The organism is Streptomyces sp. NBC_01314, from assembly GCF_041435215.1.
Taxonomy (GTDB): Bacteria; Actinomycetota; Actinomycetes; order Streptomycetales; family Streptomycetaceae; genus Streptomyces.
Genome location: NZ_CP108394.1, coordinates 11,277,849 through 11,304,486, shown reverse-complemented (window position 1 = coordinate 11,304,486; position 26,638 = coordinate 11,277,849). Strand labels below are relative to the sequence as shown.

The 26,638-nt window shown below is 69.6% G+C and carries 21 protein-coding genes; 6 read left to right on the top strand and 15 right to left on the bottom strand.

Going from position 1 to position 26,638, the window contains the following annotated elements:
• Positions 1–96 precede the first annotated feature (96 nt).
• Positions 97–1,080 (top strand): TniB family NTP-binding protein, encoded by a 984-nt coding sequence (locus OG622_RS50000; protein WP_371583963.1) that lies wholly within the window; start codon positions 97–99, stop codon positions 1,078–1,080.
• 7 nt (positions 1,081–1,087) lie between these two features.
• A complete protein-coding gene (locus OG622_RS49995; RefSeq protein ID WP_371572154.1) occupies positions 1,088–1,717 on the top strand; it encodes a hypothetical protein in 630 nt (209 codons plus the stop codon).
• Between the two features lie 103 nt (positions 1,718–1,820).
• Here OG622_RS49995 and OG622_RS49990 read toward each other — a convergent pair whose 3' ends face one another.
• The 3 genes from OG622_RS49990 to OG622_RS49980 all read right to left on the bottom strand — a co-directional run bounded on the left by OG622_RS49990 (position 1,821) and on the right by OG622_RS49980 (position 7,332).
• Positions 1,821–3,092, bottom strand: coding sequence for an IS256 family transposase (locus OG622_RS49990; protein ID WP_371583964.1), 1,272 nt, complete (start codon positions 3,090–3,092; stop codon positions 1,821–1,823).
• Positions 3,093–3,290: 198 nt separating this feature from the next.
• Complete coding sequence (locus OG622_RS49985; protein WP_371572155.1) at positions 3,291–6,569, bottom strand: hypothetical protein; 3,279 nt, start codon at positions 6,567–6,569, stop codon at positions 3,291–3,293.
• A 490-nt stretch (positions 6,570–7,059) separates the two neighbouring features.
• The gene (locus OG622_RS49980; RefSeq protein WP_371572156.1) at positions 7,060–7,332 is read right to left on the bottom strand and encodes a hypothetical protein; all 273 of its coding nucleotides are present in this window, start codon (positions 7,330–7,332) and stop codon (positions 7,060–7,062) included.
• A 595-nt stretch (positions 7,333–7,927) separates the two neighbouring features.
• Here OG622_RS49980 and OG622_RS49975 point away from each other — a divergent pair.
• The gene (locus tag OG622_RS49975) at positions 7,928–9,364 is read left to right on the top strand and encodes an FG-GAP and VCBS repeat-containing protein (RefSeq protein ID WP_371572157.1); all 1,437 of its coding nucleotides are present in this window, start codon (positions 7,928–7,930) and stop codon (positions 9,362–9,364) included.
• 311 nt (positions 9,365–9,675) lie between these two features.
• Here OG622_RS49975 and OG622_RS49970 read toward each other — a convergent pair whose 3' ends face one another.
• The 4 genes from OG622_RS49970 to OG622_RS49955 form a co-directional block, all read right to left on the bottom strand.
• Positions 9,676–10,518, bottom strand: coding sequence for a carbohydrate ABC transporter permease (locus OG622_RS49970; RefSeq protein WP_371572158.1), 843 nt, complete (start codon positions 10,516–10,518; stop codon positions 9,676–9,678).
• Positions 10,519–10,521: 3 nt separating this feature from the next.
• Positions 10,522–11,529, bottom strand: a complete 1,008-nt coding sequence (locus OG622_RS49965) for a carbohydrate ABC transporter permease (RefSeq protein WP_371572159.1) — start codon at positions 11,527–11,529, stop codon at positions 10,522–10,524.
• A gap of 60 nt (positions 11,530–11,589) precedes the next feature.
• Complete coding sequence (locus OG622_RS49960; protein ID WP_371572160.1) at positions 11,590–12,930, bottom strand: sugar ABC transporter substrate-binding protein; 1,341 nt, start codon at positions 12,928–12,930, stop codon at positions 11,590–11,592.
• Between the two features lie 74 nt (positions 12,931–13,004).
• Positions 13,005–14,027 (bottom strand): LacI family DNA-binding transcriptional regulator, encoded by a 1,023-nt coding sequence (locus OG622_RS49955; protein WP_371572161.1) that lies wholly within the window; start codon positions 14,025–14,027, stop codon positions 13,005–13,007.
• 180 nt (positions 14,028–14,207) lie between these two features.
• On the opposite strand from OG622_RS49955, the gene OG622_RS49950 reads away from it, so the two are divergent.
• Together OG622_RS49950 and OG622_RS49945 are read left to right on the top strand one after the other, a co-directional pair.
• A complete protein-coding gene (locus tag OG622_RS49950) occupies positions 14,208–15,557 on the top strand; it encodes a mucin-1 (protein WP_371572162.1) in 1,350 nt (449 codons plus the stop codon).
• A 29-nt stretch (positions 15,558–15,586) separates the two neighbouring features.
• The gene (locus tag OG622_RS49945) at positions 15,587–16,795 is read left to right on the top strand and encodes a glycoside hydrolase family 1 protein (protein ID WP_371572163.1); all 1,209 of its coding nucleotides are present in this window, start codon (positions 15,587–15,589) and stop codon (positions 16,793–16,795) included.
• 338 nt (positions 16,796–17,133) lie between these two features.
• Here OG622_RS49945 and OG622_RS49940 read toward each other — a convergent pair whose 3' ends face one another.
• From OG622_RS49940 to OG622_RS49930, 3 genes are all read right to left on the bottom strand, one after another.
• A complete protein-coding gene (locus OG622_RS49940) occupies positions 17,134–17,265 on the bottom strand; it encodes a hypothetical protein (protein ID WP_371572164.1) in 132 nt (43 codons plus the stop codon).
• 164 nt (positions 17,266–17,429) lie between these two features.
• Entirely contained in the window at positions 17,430–19,289 is a 1,860-nt protein-coding gene (locus tag OG622_RS49935; RefSeq protein ID WP_371572165.1) for a zinc ribbon domain-containing protein, read from the bottom strand.
• 265 nt (positions 19,290–19,554) lie between these two features.
• Positions 19,555–20,025 (bottom strand): Lrp/AsnC family transcriptional regulator, encoded by a 471-nt coding sequence (locus OG622_RS49930; RefSeq protein ID WP_371572166.1) that lies wholly within the window; start codon positions 20,023–20,025, stop codon positions 19,555–19,557.
• A gap of 131 nt (positions 20,026–20,156) precedes the next feature.
• On the opposite strand from OG622_RS49930, the gene OG622_RS49925 reads away from it, so the two are divergent.
• Positions 20,157–21,518 carry an aspartate aminotransferase family protein gene (locus OG622_RS49925; RefSeq protein ID WP_371572167.1) on the top strand — a complete coding sequence of 454 codons (1,362 nt, stop codon included), beginning with the start codon at positions 20,157–20,159 and terminating at the stop codon, positions 21,516–21,518.
• A 160-nt stretch (positions 21,519–21,678) separates the two neighbouring features.
• Here OG622_RS49925 and OG622_RS49920 read toward each other — a convergent pair whose 3' ends face one another.
• The 5 genes from OG622_RS49920 to OG622_RS49900 all read right to left on the bottom strand — a co-directional run bounded on the left by OG622_RS49920 (position 21,679) and on the right by OG622_RS49900 (position 26,500).
• On the bottom strand, positions 21,679–22,332 hold the full coding sequence (locus tag OG622_RS49920; protein WP_371572168.1) for a hypothetical protein: 654 nt from the start codon (positions 22,330–22,332) through the stop codon (positions 21,679–21,681).
• Positions 22,329–23,255, bottom strand: a complete 927-nt coding sequence (locus OG622_RS49915) for a hypothetical protein (protein WP_371572169.1) — start codon at positions 23,253–23,255, stop codon at positions 22,329–22,331. The genes OG622_RS49920 and OG622_RS49915 overlap by 4 nt, the downstream gene beginning before the upstream one ends.
• Positions 23,252–24,154, bottom strand: coding sequence for a hypothetical protein (locus OG622_RS49910; protein ID WP_371572170.1), 903 nt, complete (start codon positions 24,152–24,154; stop codon positions 23,252–23,254). The genes OG622_RS49915 and OG622_RS49910 overlap by 4 nt, the downstream gene beginning before the upstream one ends.
• Positions 24,151–25,551, bottom strand: a complete 1,401-nt coding sequence (locus OG622_RS49905; RefSeq protein ID WP_371572171.1) for a sensor histidine kinase — start codon at positions 25,549–25,551, stop codon at positions 24,151–24,153. The genes OG622_RS49910 and OG622_RS49905 overlap by 4 nt, the downstream gene beginning before the upstream one ends.
• Before the next feature lie 190 nt (positions 25,552–25,741).
• Positions 25,742–26,500, bottom strand: coding sequence for a hypothetical protein (locus tag OG622_RS49900; RefSeq protein ID WP_371572172.1), 759 nt, complete (start codon positions 26,498–26,500; stop codon positions 25,742–25,744).
• Positions 26,501–26,638: the final 138 nt, after the last annotated feature.

Sequence of the window (26,638 nt, the reverse complement as noted above, 5' to 3'; positions counted from 1 at the left end):
ACCACCAGCCACTCCCCCCGCCCGGCAGGCCAGCCTGCCCGCACACGCGCCGACGCCCCGAGGCCGGACGCCCACGAAGCCGAACCGGAGTGGCCGATCACCACCTGGCAGGGCTGGCAGCACTTCGCCACCACGCCGCCCCCCACCCCGCCCCAGCCCGGCGACGCCCCTCGCAGCACGGAAGAACGCCTCGCCTACCACTCCGCGTTCGTCACCGTCCGCACCCCCGCCATCGACACCCTCGCCACCCAGGTCCGCACCCTGATGCTGCTCGGCCGCCACCAGCAGACCACCGCCCGGCCCTCACTGATCGTCACCGGCCCCGCTGCGGCCGGGAAAACGACCGCCCTCCTCGAAGTCGGACGCACCTGCCACCTCGCGCACACCCGCAAACACCCCGCCCCGCCCGGACGCACCCACCAGCAGATACCGGTCGCGTACCTGCTGGTGCCGCCCGGCGCCACCGCCAAGACCCTCGCCACCGAATTCGCCCGCTACCTCGGCATCCCCGTCACCACCCGCATGACCCAGACCCAGATCACCGAGGCCGTCTGCCACACCTACACCGCCGTCGGCATCCGCCTGGTCCTCATCGACGAGATCCACCGCCTCAACCCGCGCACGACCACCGGCGCCGAAGCCGCCGACCTGCTGAAAGACCTCACCGAACGCATCAGAGCGACCTTCGTCTACACCGGCATCGATGTCGCCTCGACCCCGCTGTTCGCCGGAGTGCGCGGCGCCCAGCTCGCCGGCCGCGCCAGTCTCATCACCTGCGGCCCCCTCCCCGCCCGCCACGGCCAGACCCGTCCCTTCACCGACCTCATCACCGACATGGAGAACGCCCTCGACCTGACCCAGCACACACCCGGCACACTCCCCCGCCACGCCTCCTACCTCCACCAACGCACCGCCGGCCGCATCGGCAGCCTCGCCCGCCTCATCCGCCAAGCCGCCATCACCGCCATCTGCGACGGCACCGAACACATCACCAAGAAAGCCCTCGAAGCCATCCAGCTCGACCACCTCGCCGAAGAACACAGACGCCCCCGCACCCGCCGACCAGCGACAACGGCATGATGCGGACGTGAAGAAGACGAGGGGTACACCGGCCCAGGAGGAGTTCGCTGCTGTCTGCGGCCAGGTATGGGACGTCCTGATCCCCGCCCGCGCCGGCTACTTGGCCAACGTCTCACCGCACTACGACGAGGTCTTCCACGACGTCGCACAGCGAACCGAGCACACGGGCAGCCTCGGCAAGACGGACATCGCAGCCCTGGTGGTCTGGAAACGGCTCTCCGCACAGACCCGGTGGGTGACAGAACTGATGTCCCTGCCCGACACCCACGTACGAGCCGTCACCGAGCGGGCCGTCACCGCCGTCCGCGACACCGCCCTCACCCGCGGCGAGGCCGCCCGCGCAGGGCGCGGCATCATCTGGGAACTGCCCGGCTTCCGCACCGGCGACGCCCTCGCCTCAGCCATCCTCACCGCAGCAGCACCACAGCGGATGGCCGTCTACGACCGCCGCGTCCAACACGCCCTCGACACCCTCGGCCTCACCCTCACCCCCACACCGGGACGCTACGGCCGCTACCTCCAACTCCTCGACGACCTCCTCCACCACGGCAAAGCACCCTCCGACGGCTGGACCTCACGCGACATCGACACCGCCCTCTACTGGACCGGCAGACCCGCTCCGGTGCCAAGCCGCTGACCAGCGCAACTCGCACCGGTCTTTCAGAAGTCGCAAGGGGTCTATCAGGAATTAGGTGTGATTCGTCTGTTTGGCCTACGAGTTGGTGGGTGGGCTGTTCGGCCTACACTCGTCCGGCGGTAAGGCGGCCGTCGAAGAGGACGTCGAACTCGTTGAGGGCGGACTTCCAGCGGTTGTTCCAGCGCTGGCGGCCGCGGCCGGTGGGGTCGAGGGCGAGGGTGGCGAGGTAGAGGCGTTTGAGGGCGGCCTGCTCGTTGGGGAAGTGCCCGCAGGCCTGGGCCGCGCGCCGGTAGCGGGCGTTGAGGGACTCGATGGCGTTGGTGGTGTAGACGACCTGGCGGATGGCGTCGGGCAGGCCGAGGAAGGGTACGAACTCGCTCCAGGCCCGCTGCCAGGTGCCGGCGATCGAGGGGTAGCGCTTGCCCCACGTGGCGTCGAAGTCCGCGAGCCGTTGCCGGGCCTCTTCCTCGTTGACGGCGGTGTAGACGGGCTTGAGGTCGCGGGCGACCTCGGCCCAGTCGCGGCGCGATGCGTAGCGCAGGCTGGCGCGGATGAGGTGGACCACGCAGGTCTGCACGACGGTCTGGGGCCAGACGGTGTTCACCGCGTCGGGCAGGGCGCTCAGCCCGTCGCAGACCAGCATGAGCACGTCGCGGACGCCTCTGTTCTTGATCTCGGTCAGGACGGTCTGCCAGTACTTGGCGCCCTCGCCGCCGTTGCCGGCCCACAGTCCGAGGATCTCGCGGTAGCCGTCCGCGGTGACCGCGACGGCCACGTAGACCGGCCGGTTGGCGACGTGACCGTCCCTGATCTTGACGTGCACGGCGTCGATGAAGACGACAGGGTAGACCGGATCGAGCGGGCGGGTGCGCCATTCCGCCATCGATTCCAGGGCCTTGTCGGTGATCGTGGAGATGGTCTCCTTCGTGGTCGTCATCCCGTACGTCTGGGCGAGGTGGGAGACGATCTCGCCGGAGGTCAGGCCCTTCGCGGTCAGTGAGAGCACCAGGTCGTCCAGCGCGCCGGTGCGGCGGGCGTGCACGGGCAGCAGCCGGGGCCGGAAGGTGCCCAGCCTGTCTCTGGGGACCTGCACCGTCACGGCGCCGACCTCCGTCATGACCTTCTTGGCCCGGTAGCCGTTGCGCATGTTGCCGCCCGAGCGGGACCCGCGCCCGCCGACCCGGCCGGCCTCGGCGGCGAGGTGCTCGTCCATCTCGGCCTCCAGGGCGGCCTGCATCAGATGCTGGGCCAGTTCGGGCAGCAGCCCGCCCTCGCCCATCAGCCGCAGCCCTTCGCCGCCATGGACCTTCTCGGCCGCGAGCGCGGCCAGCTCCTCCAGCAATTCGCTGGACAGACCGTTCTCAGACACCGGCATCGACTTCACGTCGGCACCCTGGACACTGCCGTCGGCCACGGCAAGCGACACGCGGTCTACGGCCTCAATCAGGTGACCTGTCGTCGCATTCATCAGATGACTCCTTCGGGAAGGATCACACCTAATTCATGACACTCCCGTCGCAAGCCATCGGCGCGGCAGGGGCCGCTCTGCCGACCGCCCTGCTGATGGGTTGGTTCAGGACAGGCCGGGTTGGTCATCGGTGTCCGTGAGCAGGGGTGCGAATTGGTAGTGCCCACGATAGGTAGCTCGGTTGATGATGTCGCGGGCCAGTTCCTGGTGTTCGGGAGAGGCAAGTCCGGCCAGCAGAACGGCGCGGATTCCGCTCTCCCTGATCCGTGGGGCGTAGTCGTACCTGTCCAGCGTGGTGGCCCATCGGTGCATCAGTTCCAGGACTGGTCCCAGGTGGTCGGTGACTGCCTCAGCCAGGAATGAGTAGATGCGCCGGTCGCGGCCGAGGCTTCCGGTCATCTCAAAGGCAACGCTCAGCTGTTGCAGGCGCCAGGTGACCGGGAAGGCGTCATTGCGGACCAGTGGGCCGATCAGGGCGTGGATCTCCTTGGGTTGCGGTGCAGGCTCATTTGCGTTGTCGTCCCGAGCGGTCAGGCGCCAGGTCCACCACTGCATGATGCGGTCGCGAGTATCGGGCGACAGATCACGGTGGTGAACGACTTCACTCAACGACGAAGCGAGCTGAACTCCAGCCACAGGTGAGGAGCACAGGTAGTCAGCCATGGTGCTCTCGTCCAGCCCGAGCAGACCTGCCAGATAGATGGCCATGAGGTGATCACCCAGCCTCCGGTGCAAGTCCCGGTGATCCTGACCGTCCACTGCGGGTGTGCGGGCTGCGGTGCGGTAGACGTCCATGAGGAGGCCCACCACGGACTCAGTGAGCGACGACATGCTGCTCAGGTAAGCCATCCAGCTGGCACGGCCCAGTGCGGTGTCGAGGTTGAACAGGACCCCGATTCGGCGTCGCGTCCACGCCGGGTCGAGAGCATCGAGTCGGTTGATCAAGGATCCGACGGCCCGGCCGACGGGACTGGCCGCGCCCGGGGCAGCGGGCGTACCAGCCACGTCCAGCAGCAGGGTGTCCAAGGCGGTGAACAGCACCTGGAAGGCAGTGCCGTGTTCGCGACGCCACAGTGCCCACTCGACGGCGGCTCGCAAGGCTGTTTCCAAACTCTCGTCCCAAACAGACCGCTGGTCCCCGTCAAGGTCGTCTTGCGGCGACCTCGCGGCGCTCCAGACCGACTCAAGTACGTCCCACAGCGCGTCGCCGAGCAGGGCAGAGATCTGCTGGGTGCTCTGCAGCGCCAGTCCCGCCAGCACAAACCGGGCGACGGACAGGTTCAGGGTGCCGGTGTCGGAGGTGTGAGGGCGGCCAGTAGCCAACTGCACGAGCGGGAGGATGGTGGTCCAGGTGAGTTGCTGACCAGCCTGAATAGCCGTACGGAATCCGTCGAGGACGGCGGCGAGATGATCATCGGCCAACTCGGCGAACTCCGGGGCGTCCTCTTGGTAGATGAGGGCCTGGCTGGTCACGGCGGCTTGCAGCTGACTGCAGAAGGCTTCGGCGTTCGTGCCGAACCGGGTGGGTGCGGGCTGGAACTCCCGGGCGTGGCTGATCAGATCAGTGGCCGCCATCGCAGCCAGGTTCTCCGGCGAACCCTCCTCGTCGGCCGCCGACCAGGCCGGGGGCTGGGGAATCGTGTCCAACGACGGTGCCGGACCGAGGCTGTCGCACAACTCTCGGTAGCGCTGCAGCTGCTGCTCGGGCAGGACATCGGCCAGTGCGGCATAGCGGTCTCGCTGCCAGGCGCCCGCCCACTGCTCGACGTACTGCTCTGGCGGTTCAGCACCACCGGAAGTGCTACGGAACCGCTCCACGAACCGTTCGGTGTCCGGCCCAGCGTCGATGACGGCCAGTACCCCTTCAAGCGCGGCCCGGCCCAGCGACCTGGCGAAGACGCGCGCCAAGAGTGCCCATTCACGCTGCGACCGGGCGGCAGCAATCTGGTCAAGATCCGTCAGACTGCTCTCCACCACGTCCGGAGCGTCGGCGCCGTGACGCTGGAGAATATGCAGGCGGAGCCTGCGGAAGACCAGCCACGGCTGGGACTCCAGGATGGAAAGAACCCGGCGGATGTCCGTGGCCGCAAGATGGTCGGCCGTGTCGCGGACCGCCTCGGTGAACAGGGCACGGTCATCAGAGCGCATCCCCCCGTGACCCGGGTCCAGCACCGGGTACCACACGCCGGACAGGTCGTCCCCGCCAGCGCGGTCAGGGTCCATTCCGGTGGCAAGGAGCGTACTTGCCAGGCTGTCGGTCAGCGCCTCCAACCAAGCTGCCCCCAGGTGACGGGCCAAGGTGGTGTTGTGTGAGCGCAGAATCTCCTGGAGATCGTAGTCGTCGATCCGGCCACCGTGCTGAGCGGCCTGCAGGAGCGCGGCCATCACCGCCAGGGCCTGCTCGGTGTGACCGCCCTGGGCGCAGCGAACCGCGAGTTGGGCGTAATGGTCCGGGTCGATCAGGTAGGGGCCACGAATCGCTTCCACCGCCCGCGGCACCAGACGCGCCGCGTCCGCGGGGGGCAGCAGGAGTGCCACCTCCGCAAGATCGAGATTGACCCGCGGGTTATCCGTCGAGGGGATCTGCTCGGCGATTGCCGCCACGTCTACCGGGGCAACGCTGGTCATCCGCACCAGATACGTTGAGGCGGGCCAGGCGGGAAAGACCACCGTGCGCGCTTCGTCGTCGGTTTCCGGTGCCGGCGGCGTACTGAAGAGTCCGTACCCGCGCAGGTGCGGCAGCCACCGGGGGGCGTCCAGCAGTCCAAAGAAGCGTTCCTGGGTCAAGTAATCCTGGGGGAAGGCATTCAGGAGCAGCTTCACATGGGCCTTGCCCGGCTCACGGACGGCAGCCAGGGTCTCCAGTCGCTGCAGCACGGTGACGTAGCGGGTCTCGAAGCGGTCGAGCACCACATCGAGCATGTCCTCCAGTTCGGCCAGGCGCACACGGACCGCTGCGTCCATCGGCGTCTGTTCCATACGGACCCGGTGCGCGTAGGTGTGCAGTTTCCTCGCTTCTGCCAGCCAGACGACGGCCGCGGGGTTGGCGGCTGGGATACCCAACCAGTCCAGCACACCCTTCACTTCGAACAGGTGCCGCTGCCCCCCGCCCGCGGTCGGATCTTTCCGGATGGCATCGGGCAGGAGAACCTCGCGCAGGGCGCTCTCCAGCTCCCGGAACAGGTGCGAAACCAGCATCCCGGTCGAACGCAGCGGCAGATCCTCATCCAGCAGGGTGCAGATATCGGCGTACCAGCCCGCGGGCCCGGGGCCGAACCGGCGCAAACGCCTCAGAATCCGCTGCTGCCTATCAAGGGCGGTCGGGCCAGGGCGTTGCCCGGACAACCGCTCCAGAGGAACCTCACGGTCCTGCGCCTGTGACACCGGCGCCACCCCCTATCGGCCGGCCCAGGCCAGCGCCCCGACCGGAGAGCTGACCGTCCCAAGGACACGCCGGACTACACCCTGATCGTTCCACAGCCACCCCGTCCTCCCGGCCTCGATGACCGACCTACTCCCCGGCCCCACCCGCCAGCGACCGGCCATCCCAACCACACAGCAAGCCCCTGACCAGCACGAACACGCACCGTTCCATTAGGTACAAGAAACCATCCCCAACACCACACCAGCCTTATCAACAGACCCCCAACAACCGCAGGTCAGAAGCCTCGCGACCATCGCCGGAAGGACCCCAGAAACGCCCTTCCCTCTTCTCAAAAAATCATCAACACCACAGCTCACACCCAACCCACCACACCAACTGCGAACCCCTCAATCACACCCGCGCGGGCGTGGTGGGCAAGCTGATCAGCAAGTGTCCGGAGCAGTTGAGGTTCCGCCGGGGCGGTGGATTCACCCGGCCGGGTGCGGTTGGTCAGGGGCTGTCGCCGCCCCAGTCCCAGCGGGCCGGGTCGCCGGGGCGAGGGTCGTACAGCGCCCGGCCCCCGGGACCGAACTGCCCGAGCTCCGTGAGGAGGGAGACACCGCCGTCGATCTCCTCCGGCCTCCAGCCGGTGATGTCGAGCAGCAGTCCGTCCAGCGGCCCGCCCACCAGTTCGGCGTAGCGCCGTCCCGGCTTCGGGCCCGGGTGTTCGTGGTCGGCTCCGTAGATCCGGCCGCGCAGCAGTTGCTCATCGTCGCTGTCCATACGGTTCAGCCTCGCAGCCGCCACCGACAACGAGGGCCTGACCAGGCGCCCCTGGGCAAGCCCTCGCGCTGGCACGGGTGGCTTGCCCGGGTCAGCCGCGCCAGGGCCCGAGCCGGCCGCCGACCGCCGGCCCTTTGTGGCCTGTGCCCTCTCCGTCTCCTGGCACTCCTGCTCCTGGCGCTCCTGCTCGGCCTGTTCCGCGTGCCGCTCCGCTTCGAGCGCCCGCGTCTTGCAGCCGTCGCACAGGTGCGGGTGGCTGTCCCCGCGGCCCCGGTCGACCGTGTGACTGGGCGGCGGGATGCCCGGCCGGTCTCGGCGGTGGTCCACCCCGTGATCCAGGAGGACAGCCCCGCCACCACGCAGAGGGCGAGGCCGAACAGGCCGTACGCCATCCTGTTCCGCGCGGCGGGGTGGCGGGCCGGGACAGACCTGGATCTTGCGCGGCGCTTCACTCCGGCGGACTTCGGGGCGAACGCGAGCTGAAGCAGGCCGTGTCCACCGGGCGGCCACCTTCACACAACCGTTCGCATGCCTCGTGAGTCACATCCCCGTAAGTCTTCGCCCTCAGTTCCTCTTTCGACTATGGGAGTCCACCGTGCGCGCACGCACCCTGGCCGCTACCGCCGCCGTAGCGGCACTCACCGCAGCCGGCCTGACCCTGCCGCTCGCCGGGAGCGCCGCGGCTGCGACGACTGCGCGGTTCGATTTCAACGGTGACGGATACGCGGACATCGCGGTCGGCATGCCCAACGCCACGGTGGACGGCAAGGCCATGGCGGGCTACGTCAGCGTGATCTATGGCGGCGCGCAGAGCCCGTACCAGTCCACCGGTGTCTTCAGCCAGGCTGAGGCCGGCATACCCGGCACGCCCGAGGCCGGCGACCGCTTCGGCTCCTCCGTGGCACCCGTCGACGTGAACGGCGACGGTGTCTTCGAGCTCGTCGTCGGCGCGAGCGGCGAGTCGCTCACCTCCGATCAGCTCAAGGACGAGGGCACCATCACCGTCCTGGACGGCTCGGAGTGGAACGTCAAGGGCACCACCGTGGCCAGGGGTGTGTCCGAGTACAGCAGCATCGGCAGCACCATCGCCACGGGTGACTACGACGGCGACGGCGACACAGACCTCGCGTACGGCGAGAAGGACGAGGAGGCCGGCGCGCTCCGGTTCCGCCCGGGCCCGCTCACCGCCGCCCCGGTGACCACCACCACCTTGCGCAACTACGGCATGGGCGGCGACACCCGCGACCTGGTCACCGGCGACTTCGACGGCGACGGCCGGGATGACCTCGCCACCGCCTGGCAGGCCCTGGACGACTCCGGCACCTTCATCACGCGCTGGGACGAGCAGGCCAAGCCCGCCCGGTGGTGGGCCGACGCCGACCGCGGCAGCGCGCTCGCCGCCGCCGACTTCGACGGGGACGGCACCGACGACCTCGTGGTCGGCCTCGTACAGGCCAATCCCGAGTCGGAGACGACGCATTGCCAGGACCGGCTCGGCGGTGCGCTGCTCCTGTTCAAGGGCTCGAAGACCGCGCAGTTCGGTACCGAGAGCGACTGCATCACCCAGTCGAATCCGGAGGTCGGCGGTACCGCCGAGGCGGGCGACGACTTCGGCGCGGCGCTGGCCGCCGGTGATCTGAACGGTGACAACCGTCCGGAACTGGTGGTCGGCGTGCCCGGTGAGGACGTGGGCACCGTGAAGGACGCGGGCGGATACGTCGTCATGAACGGTACGGAGAACGGCCCTTACGGGGGTCTGGCCCGCAGCCAGAGCACTCCGAACATGCCCGGCACGGCCGAGGCAGGCGACCGCTTCGGCGCCCAGGTGGCCGTCGGTGACTACAACCGTGACGGCCTGTGGGACACCGCGGTGAGCGCGCCCGGGGAGAACGCCGGTGAGCCCAGGTCGGGTGGCGTCTGGTTCGTGCCGAGCAGCATGGAGGAGACGTACCCGCTGGCCAAGTCGCTGACCCCGTTCGGCTTCGCGCTGCCCCACGGCGCCATCAAGTACGGGGAAGTGCTGGGGCTTTAGGCATCCGCTTGCCGTCCCTGTACCAGGGTGTGCTCCGCCTGACCCGGCTGTTGGCGCTTGAGCGGGGGTCTGGACGGAGAAGGACCGTGCGCCGGCGGGCGGGTGACCGTGCCGGCGGGCGAGTGTCAGCACCTGAGCGTCTGCTGACATGAGGTTGCCGGGTACGGTTCGGCCGGCCGTACCCGGCGGTGTTTCGTCCTGGAACCGGCCGTCCGCGGGATTCGTGTGGTCGGTGCGGGGGTGGCGCCGGGCCTGGGAGCAGGGCTCCTGTCGTGGGTAGGGGCCGAGAGGTGCAGGTTCTCGGCTTTTCCTCAGCCCTTGACGGCGGAGCTTGCGACGCCCTGGACGAACCAGCGTTGGAAGAAGGCGAAGACCACCAGGACGGGCAGGACCAGGAGGACGCCGAAGGCGAGGATCTGTCCCCAGTCCGGGGGCTGCTGGCCCTGGAAGACGCTCATCTCCAGCGGCAGTGGCCGGACCGAGGGGTCGGAGACCATCAGTACGGGCCACAGGAAGGAGCCCCACTGGATGAGGAAGGTCAGGATCGCCACGGAGGCGAAGGCCGGCTTCGACATGGGGACGATGATGGCGAAGAAGGTGCGCCAGGGGCCCGCGCCGTCGATGCGGGCGGCTTCCTCGATGCTCGGTGGGATCGAGCGGAAGAACGTGTGGAACTGGTAGACGGAGAAGGCGTTGGCGATGAAGGGGAGCGCCAGGATGTAGAGGGTGTTGCGCTGGTCGTTGAACATGTAGAAGAGCGGGACGGCCACCGACTCGAACGGGACCAGCATCAGCAGCAGGATGAGTGTGAAGACGGCTTGCCTGCCGCGCCACTTCAGCCGGGAAAGGCCGTACGCCGCCATCGAGTTGACGAACAGGCCGCCGGTGACGACGACGAAGGCCAGCAGCAGCGAGATGCCCATGAAGCGCCAGAAGTAGCCGGTGCTGTCGGAGTTGAGGCTGCTCAGGACGGCGGAATAGTTGTCGAAGGACAGGTTGGTGGGCAGGAAGCCGGACAGGCCGTTGAGGACCTCGTCGGACGGCTTGAGGCTGCCCAGGAACAGGTAGATCACGGGCAGCACGAAGACGAAGGCCAGCACGCTGAGTACGGCGTAGTCCATGAAGCGGCGCAGGGGCGTAGGGGTGGTGCCCATGGGTCAGTCCTCGTTTCCGGGCCGGACGACGCGGCGCTGGATGAGCGTCAGGACGACGACGATCAGGAAGAAGACGACGGTGATCGCGGACGCCTGGCCGATGTTGTTCTGGTCGAAGGCGGTGGTGACGGCCTGGTACATCACGGTGCGGGTGGCGTCCTCGTCGAGCCCGCCGCCTCGGACGAGGACGTAGACCTGGTCGAAGACGCGGAAGGAGAGCACGGAGGTGAGCGTGGCGACGAAGACGAGGGTGCCGCGGATGCCGGGCAGGGTGACGTGGCGGAACTGCTGCCAGCGGGAGGCGCGGTCGAGTTCGGCGGCCTCGTAGAGTTCGCCCGGGATCTGCTGGAGGCCGGCCAGGAGGATGACCATCTGGAAGCCGACACCCTGCCAGATGGACAGCACGATGATCGAGGCCATCGCGGTGGCGGAGTCGCCGAGCCAGTCGAAGGCGCCCCAGTTGCCGAAACTCACCGCGTCCAGTGCGGAGTTGAGCATGCCCTGGTCGCTGCGGGCGAGTATGAGGCGCCAGATCACGGCGACCAGGGCCATGGGGAAGACGACCGGCATGAAGAACAGGGACCGGAACAGTCCGATGGCCTTGAGCTTGCGGTTGAGCAGGATCGCGAGGGCGAGGGCGAGGGCGGTCTGGACGGGTACGACGATGACGGCGAAGGTCAGGTTGTTCAGCAGTGCCCGCAGGAAGGGGCCGGACAGGTCGGGGTCGGTGAACAGGCGCCGGTACTGCTCGATCCCGAACCAGGTCGGTTCCAGCGGGGAGCCGAGGCGGACGTTGTAGAAGGAGAGGACGACGGCGTAGCCGAAGGGCACACCGACGAAGACGATGAGTCCGACGACGGCCGGGGCGGACATGAGCAGTCCGTGCAGCCAGTCGCGGTTCTTGGGGCCCGGCCGCGCCGATCGCGTCATCCGCGCGGGCTTCACGGGTGTCACGGATGAGGTCTGCTCCGGGCCGGGCGGTGCGGTGTGCGCGGGTTCCACGGATGTCACGGGAGGTCCTGTTCCCGGCGGGGCGGGCGCGGCTGCCGTGCCCGCCCCGGCCGCTGGGTTCTACGGGATCTTGTAGCCGGCGTTGTCGGAGAAGTCCTGGTCGATGGCGCGGGCGGCCTTTTCCAGGGCGCTCTTGGGGTCGGCGCCGCCGTAGATGGAGTTCAGGGCCTCGCTGAACTTCGAGGTGATCACGGGGTATCCGGCGGTCACCGGGCGGGTGACGGCGACGCAGGAGGAGGTTATGTCGCTGTCGCCGCAGGGCTTGGCGAGCTGGTCGGCGAAGAGCTGGAGCGGGCCGCCCTGCTGGTAGAGGCTGCTCTTGGCGAGCGCGGTCCTGGTGGCGGGCACCGCGCCGTTGGCGGTCGTCATGGCGGTGACGTTGGTGTCGTCCAGGAGGGTGTCCAGGAACGTGCCGGCGGCTTTGGCGTTCTTGCTGTCGGCGCCGATGCCCCAGGCCCAGGAGCCCTGGCCGGTCTTGGGTCCGTTGCCGAAGTCGGGCAGTGGCAGGACGACGAGGTCGTCGCCGAGGGCCTCGCTGTAGGCGGGGTACATCCAGTGGCCGACCCAGCTCAGGGCGACGCGGTCCTTGGCGAAGGCGTTGCCGTCGGTGTTGGGGTCGACGTAGGTCTTCCAGGACTGGAAGGTCTTCAGGGCCGAGACCACGGCCGGAGTGTCGAGGGCGCCTTCGGCCTTGCCGTCCTTGAGGAGGGTGCCGCCGGCTGACCAGACGATCGGGGCGAAGCCGTAGGTGCCCCACTCGTTGGCATAGCCGCCGCTCTCCTGGAGGTCGAGGGGTTTGCCGTCGGAGTCCTTGGCCTTCAGCGTCTTGAGCGCGGCGGTGAACTCCTCAGCTGTCCAGTCGTCGGACAGGCCGGTCGGGTACTTCACGCCGGCGGCGTCCAGCAGCTTCTTGTTGCCGTAGATACCGAGACCCGAGTCGAACATGCCCAGGCCGTAGTGCTTGCCGTCGATCTCGCCCTGCGCCTTGTTCGCGTCGGTGGCGTTGTCCATGGTCTTGGCGGAGACGAAGGTGTCGATCGGGGCGAGTTTCTTGTTGTAGACGAAGTTCGCCATGGTCGGGCCGTCGAACTCCATCACGTCCGGCAGCTCGGAGGCGTTGGTGGCGGTGATGGTCTTGGTGTAGTCGGCGTCGGGTATCAGCTTCAGGTCGACCTTGATCTTGCTCTGTGAGGAGTTGAAGGCTTTCACCGCGTTCTGCAGCGCACTGACCTCGTTCTTCTGGCCCTGGTGGGCCCAGACACTGATGGTGCCCTTGCCGCTCCCGGCCTCGGCGGAGGTATCGGTGCCGCTGCCCGAGCCGCAGGCGGCCAGCGCCACCAGGGGGGCCAGGGCCAGGGCCGTACATGCGGTGCGGCGGTGCTTTCTGCTGGTCGAGCTCATGGCTGTGCCTCCGTGCTGTGGCGAGGGTTCGACGATGTGCTTGCCGGGCGTGGGGGTGTGGGGCTTTCGGGCAGCTACTGCGGGCCGCGCGGGCGGGGCGGGGCGGTGGTCTCGCGCAGGACGAGGCGGATGGGCATCTGCACCTGCTCGGCGGGCGGTTCGGTGTCGGGTTCGTCCAGCTGGCGCAGCAGCAGCCGGGCGGCTTGGGCGCCCTGGTCGGCGACCGGCTGGGCGACGGTGGTCAGGCCGACCACGTCGGCGAGTTCGTGGTCGTCGAAGCCGACGACGGACACGTCGTCAGGGACCCTGAGGCGGTGGCGGCGCAGGGCGCGCAGGGCGCCCATCGCCATCTCGTCGGACTGCGCGAACACGGCGGTCGGCGGCCGGGAGGCGGCCAGCAGCTCGGTCATCGCCCGCTCGCCGCCCTCGACGGTGTAGTCACCGTCGGCCTCCAGGGCCGGGTCGTGCTCGATCCCGGCCTCGGTCAGTACGTCCAGGTAGGCGTTGCGGCGTTCGATCGGGGTGGTCCAGTGCAGCGGCCCGCTGGATCCGCTGATCATGCCGATGCGGCGGTGGCCGAGGTTGACCAGATGCCGTACGGCGCTTTCGGTGCCGGCCCGGTCGTCGATGCCGACGACGGTGAAGCCGGGCCGGGTGCCGCCGACCGTGGTGGCCAGCGGCACCCCCAGTGAGCGCAGTGCGGCGGACTCCGCATCGTCAGGAATGAGGAGCGACAGCACCGCGTCCACGCGCTTGCGGACCGGCAGCTTGGTGAAGAAGCGCTTGCGTGTCTCCGGCGAGCCCAGGTTGTACAGCAGCACGTCGTAGCCGGCGGCGCTGAACTCGCGCTCGGCGGCATCCAGGACGGTGCCGAAGAACCAGCGGCCCACGTACGGGACCACGACCCCGATGGTGTAGGTGCGCCCGCTGGCCAGGCTGGAGGCGGAGCGTGAGGCGGTGTAGCCGAGTTGGGCGGCCAGGGCCGTGATCTGCGCCCGTACCTCCTGTGACACCCCCGGCCGGCCGCGCAGCGCGCGGGACACGGTGGACGCCGAGACTCCGGCGGCGCGGGCGACATCGGTGATGCTGGCCGTCACGGCGGATACCTCCCGTTGATTTCACATCGGTGTGATCTGTGGGTGACGTGACCGTAAACCCGCCCACCTTGTTGCGCAAGCGTTTGCGTTCATATTTACTTGGGCCGGTTCTCAAGAGACCTTTTTGTTATCCAGCGTCAGCGCACACGTTTGGGCGCTGTGGAGCGACAGGACCTGTGCATGCGATACGCCCCGCCCGGCCTCTGCGTGAACGACTTCGCCGTCCTGCGCGACGAGGACGGCACGTACGCGGTGCTGCACCTGCAGGGGCCCTGGACAACGGACTTCGACCATCTGCGGATGGAGACCTCCTACGGCCGGGCCACCTCCACCGACCTGGTCCACTGGCAGCCCCAGGGCACCCCCTTCGGCAACGGTCTGCCGGGCCGCTTCGACCAGCAGGCGGTGTGGACGATGCATCCGATCCCTCACGGCGACGGAATGGCGATGTTCTACACGGGCGTCAGCGGTCTCACACCGGGCGGCTGGCCCCTCCAGTCCATCGGGCTGGCGCACTCCGGGCGCACCGACGGCACAGCCTGGCGCCGCCACGGGAGCGTGCCGGTCGTCGAGGCTGATCCGCGCTGGTACCGCACCGGTGAACGCATGGGCTGGCGCGACCCGTTCGTCGTACGCGACGACGAGAGGGACGGCTGGGTCATGGTCGTCTGCGCCAGCGACGCCTCCCTCCCGGTGGAGGTCAGCGGCTGCGTCGCGCTGGCCACTTCCGAGGACCTGGAGCACTGGACCGTCCACCCGCCGCTCATCTCACCCGGCGACGTCGACGAGTTGGAGTGCCCGGTCCTGGAACACCTCGACGACGGAACCTGGCTGCTGCTCGGCTCCATCGGCGCCACCCGCGGTTTCGAGGCGTGGACCGCCCCGAGCCTGCGGGGCCCCTGGACCCGGCGCGGCCCGCTCGGCCCGACCGGCACCTACGCCCCGCGCGTCATCGCCGCGCCCGACGGCTCCCGCGTCGTACTGCACACCACGCCCCGCCAAGTCGGCCTCACCGACACCGGGCAGCGGTGCCGCGGCATGCTCGCCCAGCCCAAATCCCTTGTCGTTCACGGCGATTGCGCGCCCCGACTGCAATGGTGGCCCGGCCTGGACGGCTGGCTCGGCGAAGAGACCGACCGCCCCGCCCCGCACGCGGTCGGCGACATCGACATCTCCGGCCCGGTCGAGATCACCCTGCGCACGGACACGCCCGGCGGCGGCCGTTGCGCCCTCGCCGTGGGCTGCGACGGCAAGAACCTCTGGATCACCGGCCCCGACGGGACCCGGCTCGGCGAGACCGTCCTGACAAACCCCGCCACCACCTTGCGCATCCTCACCGTCGGGGAGTACATCGAGGTCTACGCCGACAACGTCTTCGCCCTGACCACCCTGTGCTACTCCGGCCACCCCGCCCCGTGGACAGCCTTCGCCGAAGGACACGAGCGCCCCGTCCCCGTCCGCCCGGTCCGCCTGCCCGACCCTCACCGCGACGACGCCTCGGCCATCTGGCCCGGCCCCTCACCGCGCTGACCCGACCTCCCCTCCGGAAAGGCCCCGTCATGCCCGCCGTGAACGTCACCGCCGACGGTCTCCGCTTCCCCGACGGCTTCCTGTGGGGAGCCTCCACCGCCGCCCACCAGATCGAGGGCAACAACGTCAACAGCGACTGGTGGCACATGGAGCACAGCGGCGGCTCTGTCGCCGAACCCAGCCTCGACGCCGCCGACAGCTACCACCGGTGGCGCGAGGACATGGACCTGCTGGCCCGGCTCGGCTTCACCGACTACCGCTTCAGCATCGAATGGGCCCGCATCGAGCCCATACCCGGCCACTTCTCCAAGGCGGAGATCGCCCACTACCGGCGCATGGTCGACGGCGCGCTCGAACGCGGCCTGCGCCCCATGGTGACCCTGCACCACTTCACCGTGCCGCACTGGTTCGCCGAGCGGGGCGGCTGGACCGCCAAGGGCGCCGTCGAACGGTTCGAGCGGTACGTACAGGCCACCGCACCGATCATCGGCGAGGGCGTACGGCACGTGTGCACCATCAACGAACCCAACATGATCGCGGTCGCCGGAGCCATCCGCGAACTGGGCACCGAAGCACCTCCCACGGCGGGACTCGTGCTGCCCGACAAGGCCACCACCGACGCCCTGATCAAGGCACACCACCGCGCGAGGGCCGCAGTCAAGGCGATCTCCGACGACATCCAGGTCGGCTGGTCCATCGCCAACCAGGTCTACCAGGCCCTGCCGGGCGCCGAAGCCACCACCGCCGCCTACAGCCACCCCCGCGAAGACGTCTTCATCGAAGCCGCCCGCGACGACGAATGGATCGGCGTCCAGTCCTACACCCGCACCAGGATCACCACCGACGGCCCCCTCCCCGCCCCCGACGACGCCGAACGCACCCTCACCGGCTGGGAGTACTACCCGCAGGCCATCGGACACGCGCTGCGCCACACCGCCGAGATCGTCGGCGACGTCCCCCTGATCGTCACCGAGAACGGCATCGCCACCGACGACGACACCCGCCGCATCGCCTACACCACCGGAGCACTCCAGGAGATCTCCGCCGCCATGGAGGACGGCCTCGACGTACGCGGCTACCTCCACTGGAGCGCCCTCGACAACTACGAATGGGGCTCCTACAAGCCCACCTTCGGCCTCATCGCCTTCGACCCCGACACCTTCGAACGCACCCCCAAACCCTCCGCGGCCTGGCTCGGCGGCCTCGCCCGCACCGGCCTACTGCCCCGAGCCTCCTGAGCGACCCGCGCAGGTCGTTCCTGGACTGAGACCGACTCCTGCGGCGCAGACCACCGGCCGTACCTGATGGTTCCGGCTCGACCTGGTGCTCGGGCCGGAACCCATCCCCGTCTTCCACATATCCGCCGGCTCGGCGCGGGTTCAGACGTGTTCGATCCCCTGCCCCATCCAGCGCAGGGCCGCCGGCGTCCACGGCACCCTGCCGCGCGTGGCATTACCGCGAATTCGGCCCTCAGGCATCGGTGAACTGCGGGGCATCGGTGAACTGCGGGACGAAGCCGCCCGCCCCGGGGTCCGGGGCGGGCGGCTTCGTCGTCCGACTCGTCGTGCCTGCCCGGTCACGCCAGGTTCTTCTCCAAGGCGGTGACATAGGCGTTGATGAAATGGCCGCGTACCCCGTCGCCGGCCGGTGCCAGCGGATCGGCGGTCAGGCCTCTGGCCCGGTCGGTGAGTGAGCCGAGCAGCGGCATGTTCTCCTGCAGCGTCTCTGATCAGCTTAGTGATCCCATGTCGGACGTGGTGTCCGGTATGGGGTCTGCCCACTGTGGAGGGGTGGCGTGGGCGTGCAGGTGGAAGCCCGCGCCCAGTGCTGTCCCTCGTGGCCGATGCCGGTTGGTGGGTGTGCTGATCGTCGTCACGCCCTGGTGCCGGTCGGCTGCGCGGGGCAGCCGTCTGCGGTCCGTGATGGGGGTCCCCCCGCTCGAGCGAAGTCGAGAGTGGGGGAGTGTCCCTCCGGACGCTGGCCCGCCGGACCCGAAGGGCCGGTGGGGGAGGGTGTCCGGCGTCGCCTGGGCGTCGGACGTGTGGTGCGGTGCCGGGTGGGTCCGGTCTTGGACCGGTCCGTCCGGCTGGTCTTCGGCGCGGGTGTGATGACCGCGCCCGCTTCGAGTTTGTCGGTCACGGTGCGGATGGCCATGGCACCGGTGGTGCGGTCGGTGACGGTCTTGGTCTGGTGAGTCAGGCCGCGGGCGGCGATGCGCTTCCAGGCGCCCGCATCGCGGTCGCCCTGCCAGCCGCAGGAGCCGCACAGGGCCCACTTCCAGCCCGCAATGGTGGGCCGGTCGGGGGCCTTGCGGTGCCGCAACACCTCCAGGCACTGCGGGCAGTGCTTCGAGGTGTTGCGGGCCGGGACGGTGACCACAGCGATACCGGTCTCGGCGGCCAGGTGCCGCATCCGGTCCACGATCTGCCCGCGCACGGCCTGGGAGAGCCGGGTGTTCATCGTGCGGCCCATGCCCCGGGCCTCCATCGAGCGCAGGTCCTCCACGTAGATCAGGCTCGCGCCGGCGGCGAGAGCCTGATCGACAGCCCACCGTGCACCAGCCCGGGCCAGGGCGTCGTTGAGGTTCGACCGGCGCCCGGACACGTGCCGGATCTCCTCGGCCAGGACCTGGTGCCTGGCCGTCAGGGCGTGCTGTTCGTCTTCGGCGATGAGCCGCTGGTAGTGACCGGCCTTGGTGTGCAGCTGCTCGCCCTGGCGGCGCAGCCGGTGCTGCTTGGCAAGAACACCAGCCGCCCGGAACATGCCGCCGCCGCCGAGGGCGGTGATGGTTCCGTCGGCGTGCAGCCGGGCGGCCCCGGCGGACAGCAGGGTGTTCAGTCCCCAGTCCACGCCGAGCGCGACTGCGTGTCCGCTCCGCTGCGTCCTGGGGACGGCGTGGGTGTAGGCGAGGTCGGCCCGCACCCGGCCCCGGTGGATGCGCAGGGTGGGCAGGTGCAGCACCGCACCCGCGGGGACCGTCGGCGGCAGGCTGAGCGGGCAGGAGATCCACGTCCAGTCCTTGTAGGACCGCGGGTCCGGGCGGGTGGGCAGTTGCAGCCGCAGCAGCGCCCGGCCCGGCTCGTCGGCGCGTTCGAGGGTGGCCTGCTGCTGGTCGCAGGCGGACAGCAGCAGCATCCGTGCGATGCGGGGCGCGGCCTCCACCTCGAACACGTTCACCGGCATCCGGCCGTGCTGCTTGACGAACGCGGTGATCTGCCGGGTCCGGCCCTTGATGACGCTGGACGGCAGGTACTCCCCGCCGGGCACCGCCGCACGCACCCGGTCCCACTCCTTGGGGGTGCGCCTGGCGGGGTCGGCGGGCCAGGTCGCGAGCACTCCGGCGGTCAGGTCGGCGCGCCACTTCGCCGCACGCAGCGTGCGCCCGGCCGCCTCCTGGGCGATGCGCACGATGCGGTCATTGACCCGGATGCCCCCGGCCGGGCCAGCCGTCCAGCCCAGGCGGCGCAGGGCCATCCAGGCGTTCGACGGCAGCGGGCGGCCCGCGGCGTCCTCACCGGCGGCCAGCACGTCCACATCGGCGGCGTTCCAGTGCTCGGCCAGCAGCGCGGCGACCATGCCCGACACCAGATCAGCAGCCCAGCCCACCCGCTCTGCCAGCACCGCAGCGGACAGGAGCTCACCCGTCTTCTCCTCCACACCGGTACGCAGCAGACCACGGGCGCACGCGGTACGGGCGATCTCGCCCCCGGCGAGCGGCAGTTTCCGGCTCACCGATACCCCTTCCCGTCCGCGATGCTGTCATCCGGTCAACGACACCCCCCGCGGAAGGTCACGCATTCGATCCACGCACTCACATACGACACCGACACCGAGCACACGGCATGACACAGGCGGATGACGAATCGCTACGGATACCTAAGGAAATACGTGAGCCTGCCGCTGGAGTCGATGTAGCGCAGTGCGCTGACAGGATGTGACGCCGTCGGCAGGTCGCGTCTCAGCCGCTGTGCGGAGTTGCGGGCCACCGTGTGTGAGGTCAGGGGCCGGCGTGTCGTTGCAGCAAGGATTGGACACTGAAGGGCTGTACCTCCAGCAGGACGATGGTGGTGTTGGAACGGACCACGCCAGGCGCTTCGAGCAGCAGGTTCGTAATGCGGTGCAGGTCCTCGGTGTCCCGGGCGACCACACGGGCGAGGAGATCGCCGTCGCCCGTGGTGACGAGCAGTTCGACCACCTCGGGGATGCGCAGGATCGCCTCCTGGGTGGGCTGCCCCACGCGCTGGCTGATCGACATCGTGATCAGGGCCAGCAGGGGGTAGCCGAGAGCTGCGGGGTCCACGCGCCGGCTGGGCTCCTTCAGTCGGCCGTCTTCCTCAAGTCGCTTCAGACGGGCCTGCACGGTGTTGCGGGCCAGACCGAGCCGGTCGGCCAGAGCGATCGTTGTGGCCCGTGGATCCGCGTCGAGCGCCAGGAGGATTCGGGCGTCGAGGGCGTCGACGTTTCGCATGCTGCCCAGCATCTCACATCACACGCGGGCAGCATTGAGCATTCTGCTCAATATTTTTTCCACATATTGCGCAGTTCGGTAGGCCTTTCTACGTTCTCACCATGCAAAATGCTCAGTGTGAAAGCACCTCAGTGAATAAGGCTCCCCGTGTCGGCCGCCGGGTATGGGGGGACGAGGACGAGGTCGTGGCGAGCGCCATGGACTACGCGTGGCGGCGCATCATGCAGGCTCCGGATCCGGTGACAGGCGCCCGCCCCGCCAGGGACCTCACTGTCGCGGCCGGTGCGGCCATCACCCCCCGGGGAATCGGCGGAGCCGCGGTCCTCGAACTGTTCGACCAGGTCCTGGCGCCCGCCACGCGCGCCCAGAACGGGCCGACGAACCTCGCGTACATCCCGGCAGCGCCTACTCGTGCCGCACTCGCCTTCGAGGCGGTCACCGCAGCGGCGAACATCTTCGCGGGAACCTGGGAAGCGGGAGCCGGCGCCATCCACGCCGAGAACGAGGCGTTGACCTGGCTCACCCAGCTCCTCGGATGGCCCCCCGCCGCGGCAGGATGCTTCGTCAGCGGCGGCACCCTGGGCAACCTCTCCGCTCTCATCACGGCCCGCGCCGCCGCCGGCGCCTCGCGGGGCCGGCCGGCGGACGGCTGGAAGATCGTGTGCGCCGACAGCGCCCACTCCTCGATCGCATCCGCCGCCCGCGCGATGGATGCGGAGATCGTCACCGCGCCGGTGGACCGGCGGGGGCACCTCACCGGATCCGCCGTGAACGCGGTCCTGGAGTCCACCACCGGCGTCTTCGCCGTGGTCGCAACGGCCGGGACCACGAATGCCGGCCTGATCGACGATCTCGACAACATCGCCGACGCGTGCGAACGCCACCACGTGTGGCTGCACGTCGACGGCGCCTACGGCGGAGCGGGCCTGGCGGCGCCCAGCGTGCGGCATCTCTACACCGGCATCGAACGCGCCGACAGCTTCATCGTCGATCCTCACAAATGGCTCTTCGCACCCTACGACTGCTGTGCACTGCTCTACCGGGATCCGGCCCCGGCGCGCGCCGCGCACCGTCAGTCGGCGCACTATCTCGACGCCATCGACCGCGATGTCCACAATCCGGCGGACCTGGCCCTGCACCTCAGCCGCCGTGCCCGCGGTCTGCCGTTCTGGTTCAGCCTGGCCGTCCACGGAACCGACCTGTACGCGCACGCCGTGGAACGGACGCTGGCCACCAGCCGACTGGTCAGCGACGCCATACGCGCCAGTGACCATCTACGCCTGACAATCGATCCCGAGTTGTCCGTCGTGCTCTTCGAACGGCCGGGGTGGGACCCGCAGGACTACGCGTCATGGTCCGCCCGGGCTGCCGAAACGGGCGCCGTCCTGTGCGTGCCGACCCTCTGGAACGGCGCGACGGTTCTGCGCATGGCCTTCGTCAACCCGGACACCCGCGCCGACGACGTCATCAACACGCTCCGCACACTCCGCTAGGTGTTCTGTCTCGGGAGGTTGTGAGGAGTGCAGGCGCTTTCTCGGGTCTCTGATCCTGCTCGATGCCGACCGACCAGGGCCGCGCCGCTGGTGTGCGCACCACGGGCCGCCCGCCGTACGGGCCTCGGAACTCAAGGCATGGAGGGGCGGATGGCGCTTGTCACGCTCTGGTGCGGGACTTCGTGGTGTGGGAGCGCGCCGCGAGGAGGGCCAGGGCGAGAGTGAGGGTGATGCCGTAGAGCACGACGACGGCCGTCGCGACGGCCGTGGCGCCGAACTGTGAAGGGCGCAGGAAGAGATACGGCATCGTTGCCGTGCCGGACCAGGCGAGGCTGCCCACGACGGCCAGATAAGCGGCCGGCCAGCAGGTGAGCAGGAAGGCCTCGTGCCGGCTCGTGGCCAGGGTGCAGGGGCTTGCCAGGAACTCCGCGACCACCGCCACCGGTGCGACGGCATGCAGGAGAACCGTGGCGGTGCGGGCCCACGCGTCGTCGTGAGCGCCGAACCAGGTGCCCGACGGGCTGCTCGGCGCGATCACCGTGAAGTAGACGAGCGAGGAGAGCACCACCCCGACCACCGCGGCGCCCCGGATCCGTTCGCCCCACACACCGCCTGCGGGCCCGCGCACCAGCCGCCGGGCCTGGACGGCCGCGGCCAGTACCGCCGAGTCGACAGTGAAGTACAGCAGCGGTGGTGTCGGGTCCGTTCGCTGCACGACCTGGCAGACCACGCCGGCCGTGAGGGCGGCGGCGGCAAGACCTCTGAGCCAGGCGGTCCGGCCCGCCCGGGGCGGGAGGGGAGCGAGGAGGGTCATGAGGGGGACATCCCGAGAGCGGTCCCCAGTCGGGGCGTCGCCAAGCCAACGGCCGGCAGCGAGTGCCAGAAGGCGTGCGGGCCCGGAACGCTCAGCAGCCGCGCCCTGAACCCGTGCCGCTCGGCGGCCGTCATCAGGCTGTGCACCGCCTGCCGCGGCGACAGCACGCTCTGCTCGCCGCGCACCACGACCAGCCGGCGCGTCTTTGGGCCCGGCTCCTGCGCGGCGGCCGCGAGATCCTCGCCGAGGCGCGCAGCACGCAGGGCGTTCGCGAGGAGGAGCAGGTCACTGCGGCGCCGGGTCAGCGGCCTGTCACCCGAGCGGGCCTCCAGGGGCCGGACGGCGCCGGGCACCGTGGCCGTCTGGTCCAGGTACGGCTGGACGAGACGGTTCTCGCGGCGCACGGCCGCCATGAGGCCCACGGCACTCCATCGCCGTATCGCGACCGGCTCCACCAGGACGACCGTCCTCAGCGGCGGGCCCGTCCGAGCCGTACCGGAGACGGCGGCCATCGCGGCGGCGAAGGACGCCCCCAGTGAGTAGCCCAGCACGCCGGTCGCGGCGGCGGGGCCGTCTGCGCCGATGACTTCGGTGGCCGCCCGCAGCATCCGCCGTGCGGGGACCGTGAAGTCGCCTCGCAGCAGCGCGCGTCGCTCGCCGGGCAGCAGCCGGGAGGCGGCGAAACCGGCGCCCGGGGTCTCCACGACCACGAGCCGTGCCCGCAGCATCGAGGCGATCAGCTGGAACCGCTGCATCTCGAAGGGTTCCACGAACGCCAGGAAGCCCTGCGCGACCACGAACGTCGGGTCGTCGGCGCCGCGCCGGCCGTCCACGACACCGAGCAGCGTCTCGCCGCCGGGGCCGTCGGCGGTGGCCACACGGACCGGCTCCCATGCAGGGGCCGTTGTGGGGGTGGGTGTCACGGCTGGGCCTCCTTCTTCTCGTTGATGCGGTGGCGTGTCAACGCCGCTCGCACGTCCGGGGAGTTGAAGAACGTGTCGTACGCGCCCGACTTCACGTAGTCCAGCACCGGATTGTGCTGCGCCCAGGTCTTCGCGGAGACGCCCGCCGACACGTCCGGCCAGCCCGACGTGTCCTGGCCCCAGGCCCGCACGAACGCCTCGAGGTCGGTCTGCCACTGCGTCATCATCGGGAAGAACGTCTTCTCCGGGTCGGCCGAGATCCGCCGACCCATCAGACGGTTCACGGTACCCGCGACCTGGCGGTGCGCCCGTGGTCCGTTGCACAGGCGGTAGCAGCGCAGCCAGTCGTAGGTCTCGTCGAGGTGCTTGCGGTTCAGACAGCTGTCCATCAGCCGGCGGAAGGGCCCGGTGGAGTCGCGCATCTGGCGGTGCGAGGCCTGCAGGTGCGCCTGTTCACCGTCGGGGGCCAGGAGCACCCGGCGCAGGATCTCCGGTGGCTCGTTCACGTTCAGTGGATCCGCGGCCAGCCACACCGCAGCCGCGGCCAGGAACAGTTGCGCGTGGCCGTGGGTCAGCTCGGTCATGCCGTACAGGGTCATGTCCGGGACGTGCTGCCTCAGGTACAGCATGGCGCCCAGGCCGGTGCGCACCTCGACCGGTCCGTCGCAGAGGGCGGGGTCGACGATGGTCAACGGGCGGTAGCCGGGGCCGGAGGGGGTGTTCAGATGGAAGTCGACGATCGCGCCGCTGAACCCCCGCAGTTCCTGCGTGCTCCAGTCCAACAGGAGCTCGGGGTCGTCCATGATCTCGAACTCGAGCCGGCCGGGTACGGACACCTGCTGGTCGAACACCCGGCTGCGTTTGCCCTGGTCGTCGATCAGGAGATATTTCATCGTCATCGGGTGGACTCCCTCTTGAGCCTCGGGGGGCGGACACTCCATACGCTGCGGATCTCCTTGCCGCCGGCCACCGCGGACTGCGTGATGTCGCCACCGAGGCGTCGCAGCCTGTCCCGCATGAACGCCAGTGTGCTGCCGTCCACGCACCACGAGGTGTCCTGAATCAGCGGGAGCGGATCGCGGATGCTGAGGTGGATCATGCCGTCCGACACCTGGCCCGACACCGTGACCGGCCGGTCGTGGATCTCGTGGCGCGCCATGGCCTGGGCGGCGTTGCTGACGACCGTGGTGATCAGCTGTCGCACGAGCTCCCGGTTGGCGGCGCGCAGCTCGCCGAGCCGCAACTCGGTGGTGATGCGCAGGGTGTGGTCGCGTGCGAGTTGTTCGATGACCGCCTCCAGGGCGATCTCCTTGTCCCCGGCGTCCCAGGCACTCTCGTCGGCCATCTCCTTGACCAGGGTGATCATGGGTGCGAAGTCGGCGGCATCGACCCTGACCTGGGCGCTGACCGCTTCGTCGTCGGCCAGGGACCGGAACAGCGAGCGGGCCCCGGTGTGCATGTCGTGGAAGTCCTGCGCCAGCCGGCTGCGGGCCTCGTTCATCGCCACGGCCACCTCCTCGCCGCTCGCCCGCAGGAGCCGGTCGCAGTCGCGCGCCTTCATGCCCACGAGGTAGGGCAGTACGCACGCCGCCCACGCCAGCGGCTCCATCTGCGGGCTCCACCGCCCGAGATGCACCGACAGTCCCACCACGGCCACGAGCACCCCCGTCACCAGCAGCCAGCCGTATGCCCGCAGGCTGACCAGGAACCGGGGCAGGCTCTGGTTGGCCGAGTAGTAGGTGCCGTCGGTGAGCACATGGAAGATGCCGGAGTTGGCGTAGGCGAGCGCGACCGCCAGGGCGGCGACCTTGACCCAGCCCGGGTCGCCGGGGCCCGTGAAGAACAGCACGGCGATCACGTTCGCGGGCACGGCGATCCCGCCGAGCACCCCGGTGGCGTTGAGCAGCGTGCGCTCCCACTGCCAGTTGTCCTGCCAGTCGAGCAGCAGCCGGACCAGGGCGAATTGTGAGCGGGCGCCGCCGTGCGCCTGGCCGTGGAGGTGGATCTCCAGCAGTGTCTGCACCACGCCGACCGACAGCAAAGCCCACACGACCGGCCGGGTGCCGTCGGCGAGGCCGAGCAGCACGGCGAGCACGGCGAGCAGGAACCCGCGGGTCGCGAACGGCCGGACACGGTCGTAGCGGTGGATACGGGCCGCGGTCACCCGCGTCGACCACAGGCTCATCGGGGCGGGCGCGGTCAGGTCCCACAGGATCTGGCCCCACGGACCGGTTGGCCGGTCCTGCGCGGGCAGGAAGTCGACGAGCGACAACCGGTCTTGCTGGGACAACGACATTCTTCGTACCCCCGTGACGTTCGTCGGGCTGGGCGCTGCGCACAGTGTGGGACAGCCATCGCGCGGGGGGTCGCGGTTTTCACGACTCCGCGGGGGTGGGGGTGTTGGGGGCTCTGTTAGATGCGGTGACGCGGCCCCGTTCGAGCGCCTCTCGGTACCCGGCAGGCAGCATTGGAGGGCGAGGGGCGGCTCAGTACCGGTGACCGGGCCAGTGCGGGTCCTCCCAGCGGGCGGGACCGCGAAGACCGATCAGACGGATCCGGTGGAGCAGCTCCTCGGGGACGTTCTGGGCCCGCAGGCGGGCAGGTGCGTGGCGGACCAGCCAGTTCGCGAGTTCGGTGCGCAGGGCGTCGGCGTTGTCCCACGCATCCCAGGGAAGCTGGTCGCCCAGCAGGTCGTACTCCCAGTGGGCGGCCGCTTCGGCCAGACGCTGGTCGGCCACGCGGTGCTCCAGTGTCTCCCAGGCGGTGAGCCACGGACCGAGCGTGGCGGATGCCTCGGCGCACAGCCCGAGGACCTCGTGCGCGGGCACGGCAGGCTCCGGTTCGGTGAGGCTGTATGCCCACCAGGCGTGCAGGAACTCCCATACCGCCGCGCTCTGCTGCGCGGGCCACTGCTGCCAGCGACCGCGAGCGAAGGAACGTCCGGCCTCTCCCATGCCGAAGAAGGGCTCCACGAGGCCGCTGACCAGAGCCCTGGCGAACTGAGGAAGGATGCGGCGCAGCACCGCGCCGTGGTCCTCCCAGTCGTATGCCCGCCAGGTGCGCCCCAGAAGGTCCGGGTCCAGCTCCACCTCGGGGACCTTCAACTGCGCAAGGTCTTCTTCGCTGCCCCAGTGGCAGTCGCACTGCGTCTCCCCGGCGCGGGCCGTCATCCCGCGGAAGGTGACAGCCAAACCGTCCAGCGCACCGTCGAGTCGGCGTCGTACGGGAGTGTCGTGGGCGTTCATCGTTGTGAGCACAGCCTCAGGGGGACTCCGGCCGGCTTCGCCATCCGAAGATCACGACTTTACCGGCCCGGCGGCGTGAGCACGCACCGGGTCCTCGGCGGAGCCGGTATGCGCGTCTCGGTGGCTTCGGTGTGCATG

Coding starts and splice junctions, on each gene's coding strand:
- OG622_RS49990 (WP_371583964.1), bottom strand. CDS start 3,092: ATGCCGGTGTCTGAGAACGGTCTGTCCAGCGAATTGCTGGAGGAGCTG.
- OG622_RS49980 (WP_371572156.1), bottom strand. CDS start 7,332: ATGGACAGCGACGATGAGCAACTGCTGCGCGGCCGGATCTACGGAGCC.
- OG622_RS49970 (WP_371572158.1), bottom strand. CDS start 10,518: ATGGGCACCACCCCTACGCCCCTGCGCCGCTTCATGGACTACGCCGTA.
- OG622_RS49960 (WP_371572160.1), bottom strand. CDS start 12,930: ATGAGCTCGACCAGCAGAAAGCACCGCCGCACCGCATGTACGGCCCTG.
- OG622_RS49950 (WP_371572162.1), top strand. CDS start 14,208: ATGCGATACGCCCCGCCCGGCCTCTGCGTGAACGACTTCGCCGTCCTG.
- OG622_RS49945 (WP_371572163.1), top strand. CDS start 15,587: ATGCCCGCCGTGAACGTCACCGCCGACGGTCTCCGCTTCCCCGACGGC.
- OG622_RS49940 (WP_371572164.1), bottom strand. CDS start 17,265: ATGCCGCTGCTCGGCTCACTCACCGACCGGGCCAGAGGCCTGACCGCC.
- OG622_RS49930 (WP_371572166.1), bottom strand. CDS start 20,025: ATGCGAAACGTCGACGCCCTCGACGCCCGAATCCTCCTGGCGCTCGAC.
- OG622_RS49920 (WP_371572168.1), bottom strand. CDS start 22,332: ATGACCCTCCTCGCTCCCCTCCCGCCCCGGGCGGGCCGGACCGCCTGG.
- OG622_RS49910 (WP_371572170.1), bottom strand. CDS start 24,154: ATGACGATGAAATATCTCCTGATCGACGACCAGGGCAAACGCAGCCGG.
- OG622_RS49905 (WP_371572171.1), bottom strand. CDS start 25,551: ATGTCGTTGTCCCAGCAAGACCGGTTGTCGCTCGTCGACTTCCTGCCC.
- OG622_RS49900 (WP_371572172.1), bottom strand. CDS start 26,500: ATGAACGCCCACGACACTCCCGTACGACGCCGACTCGACGGTGCGCTG.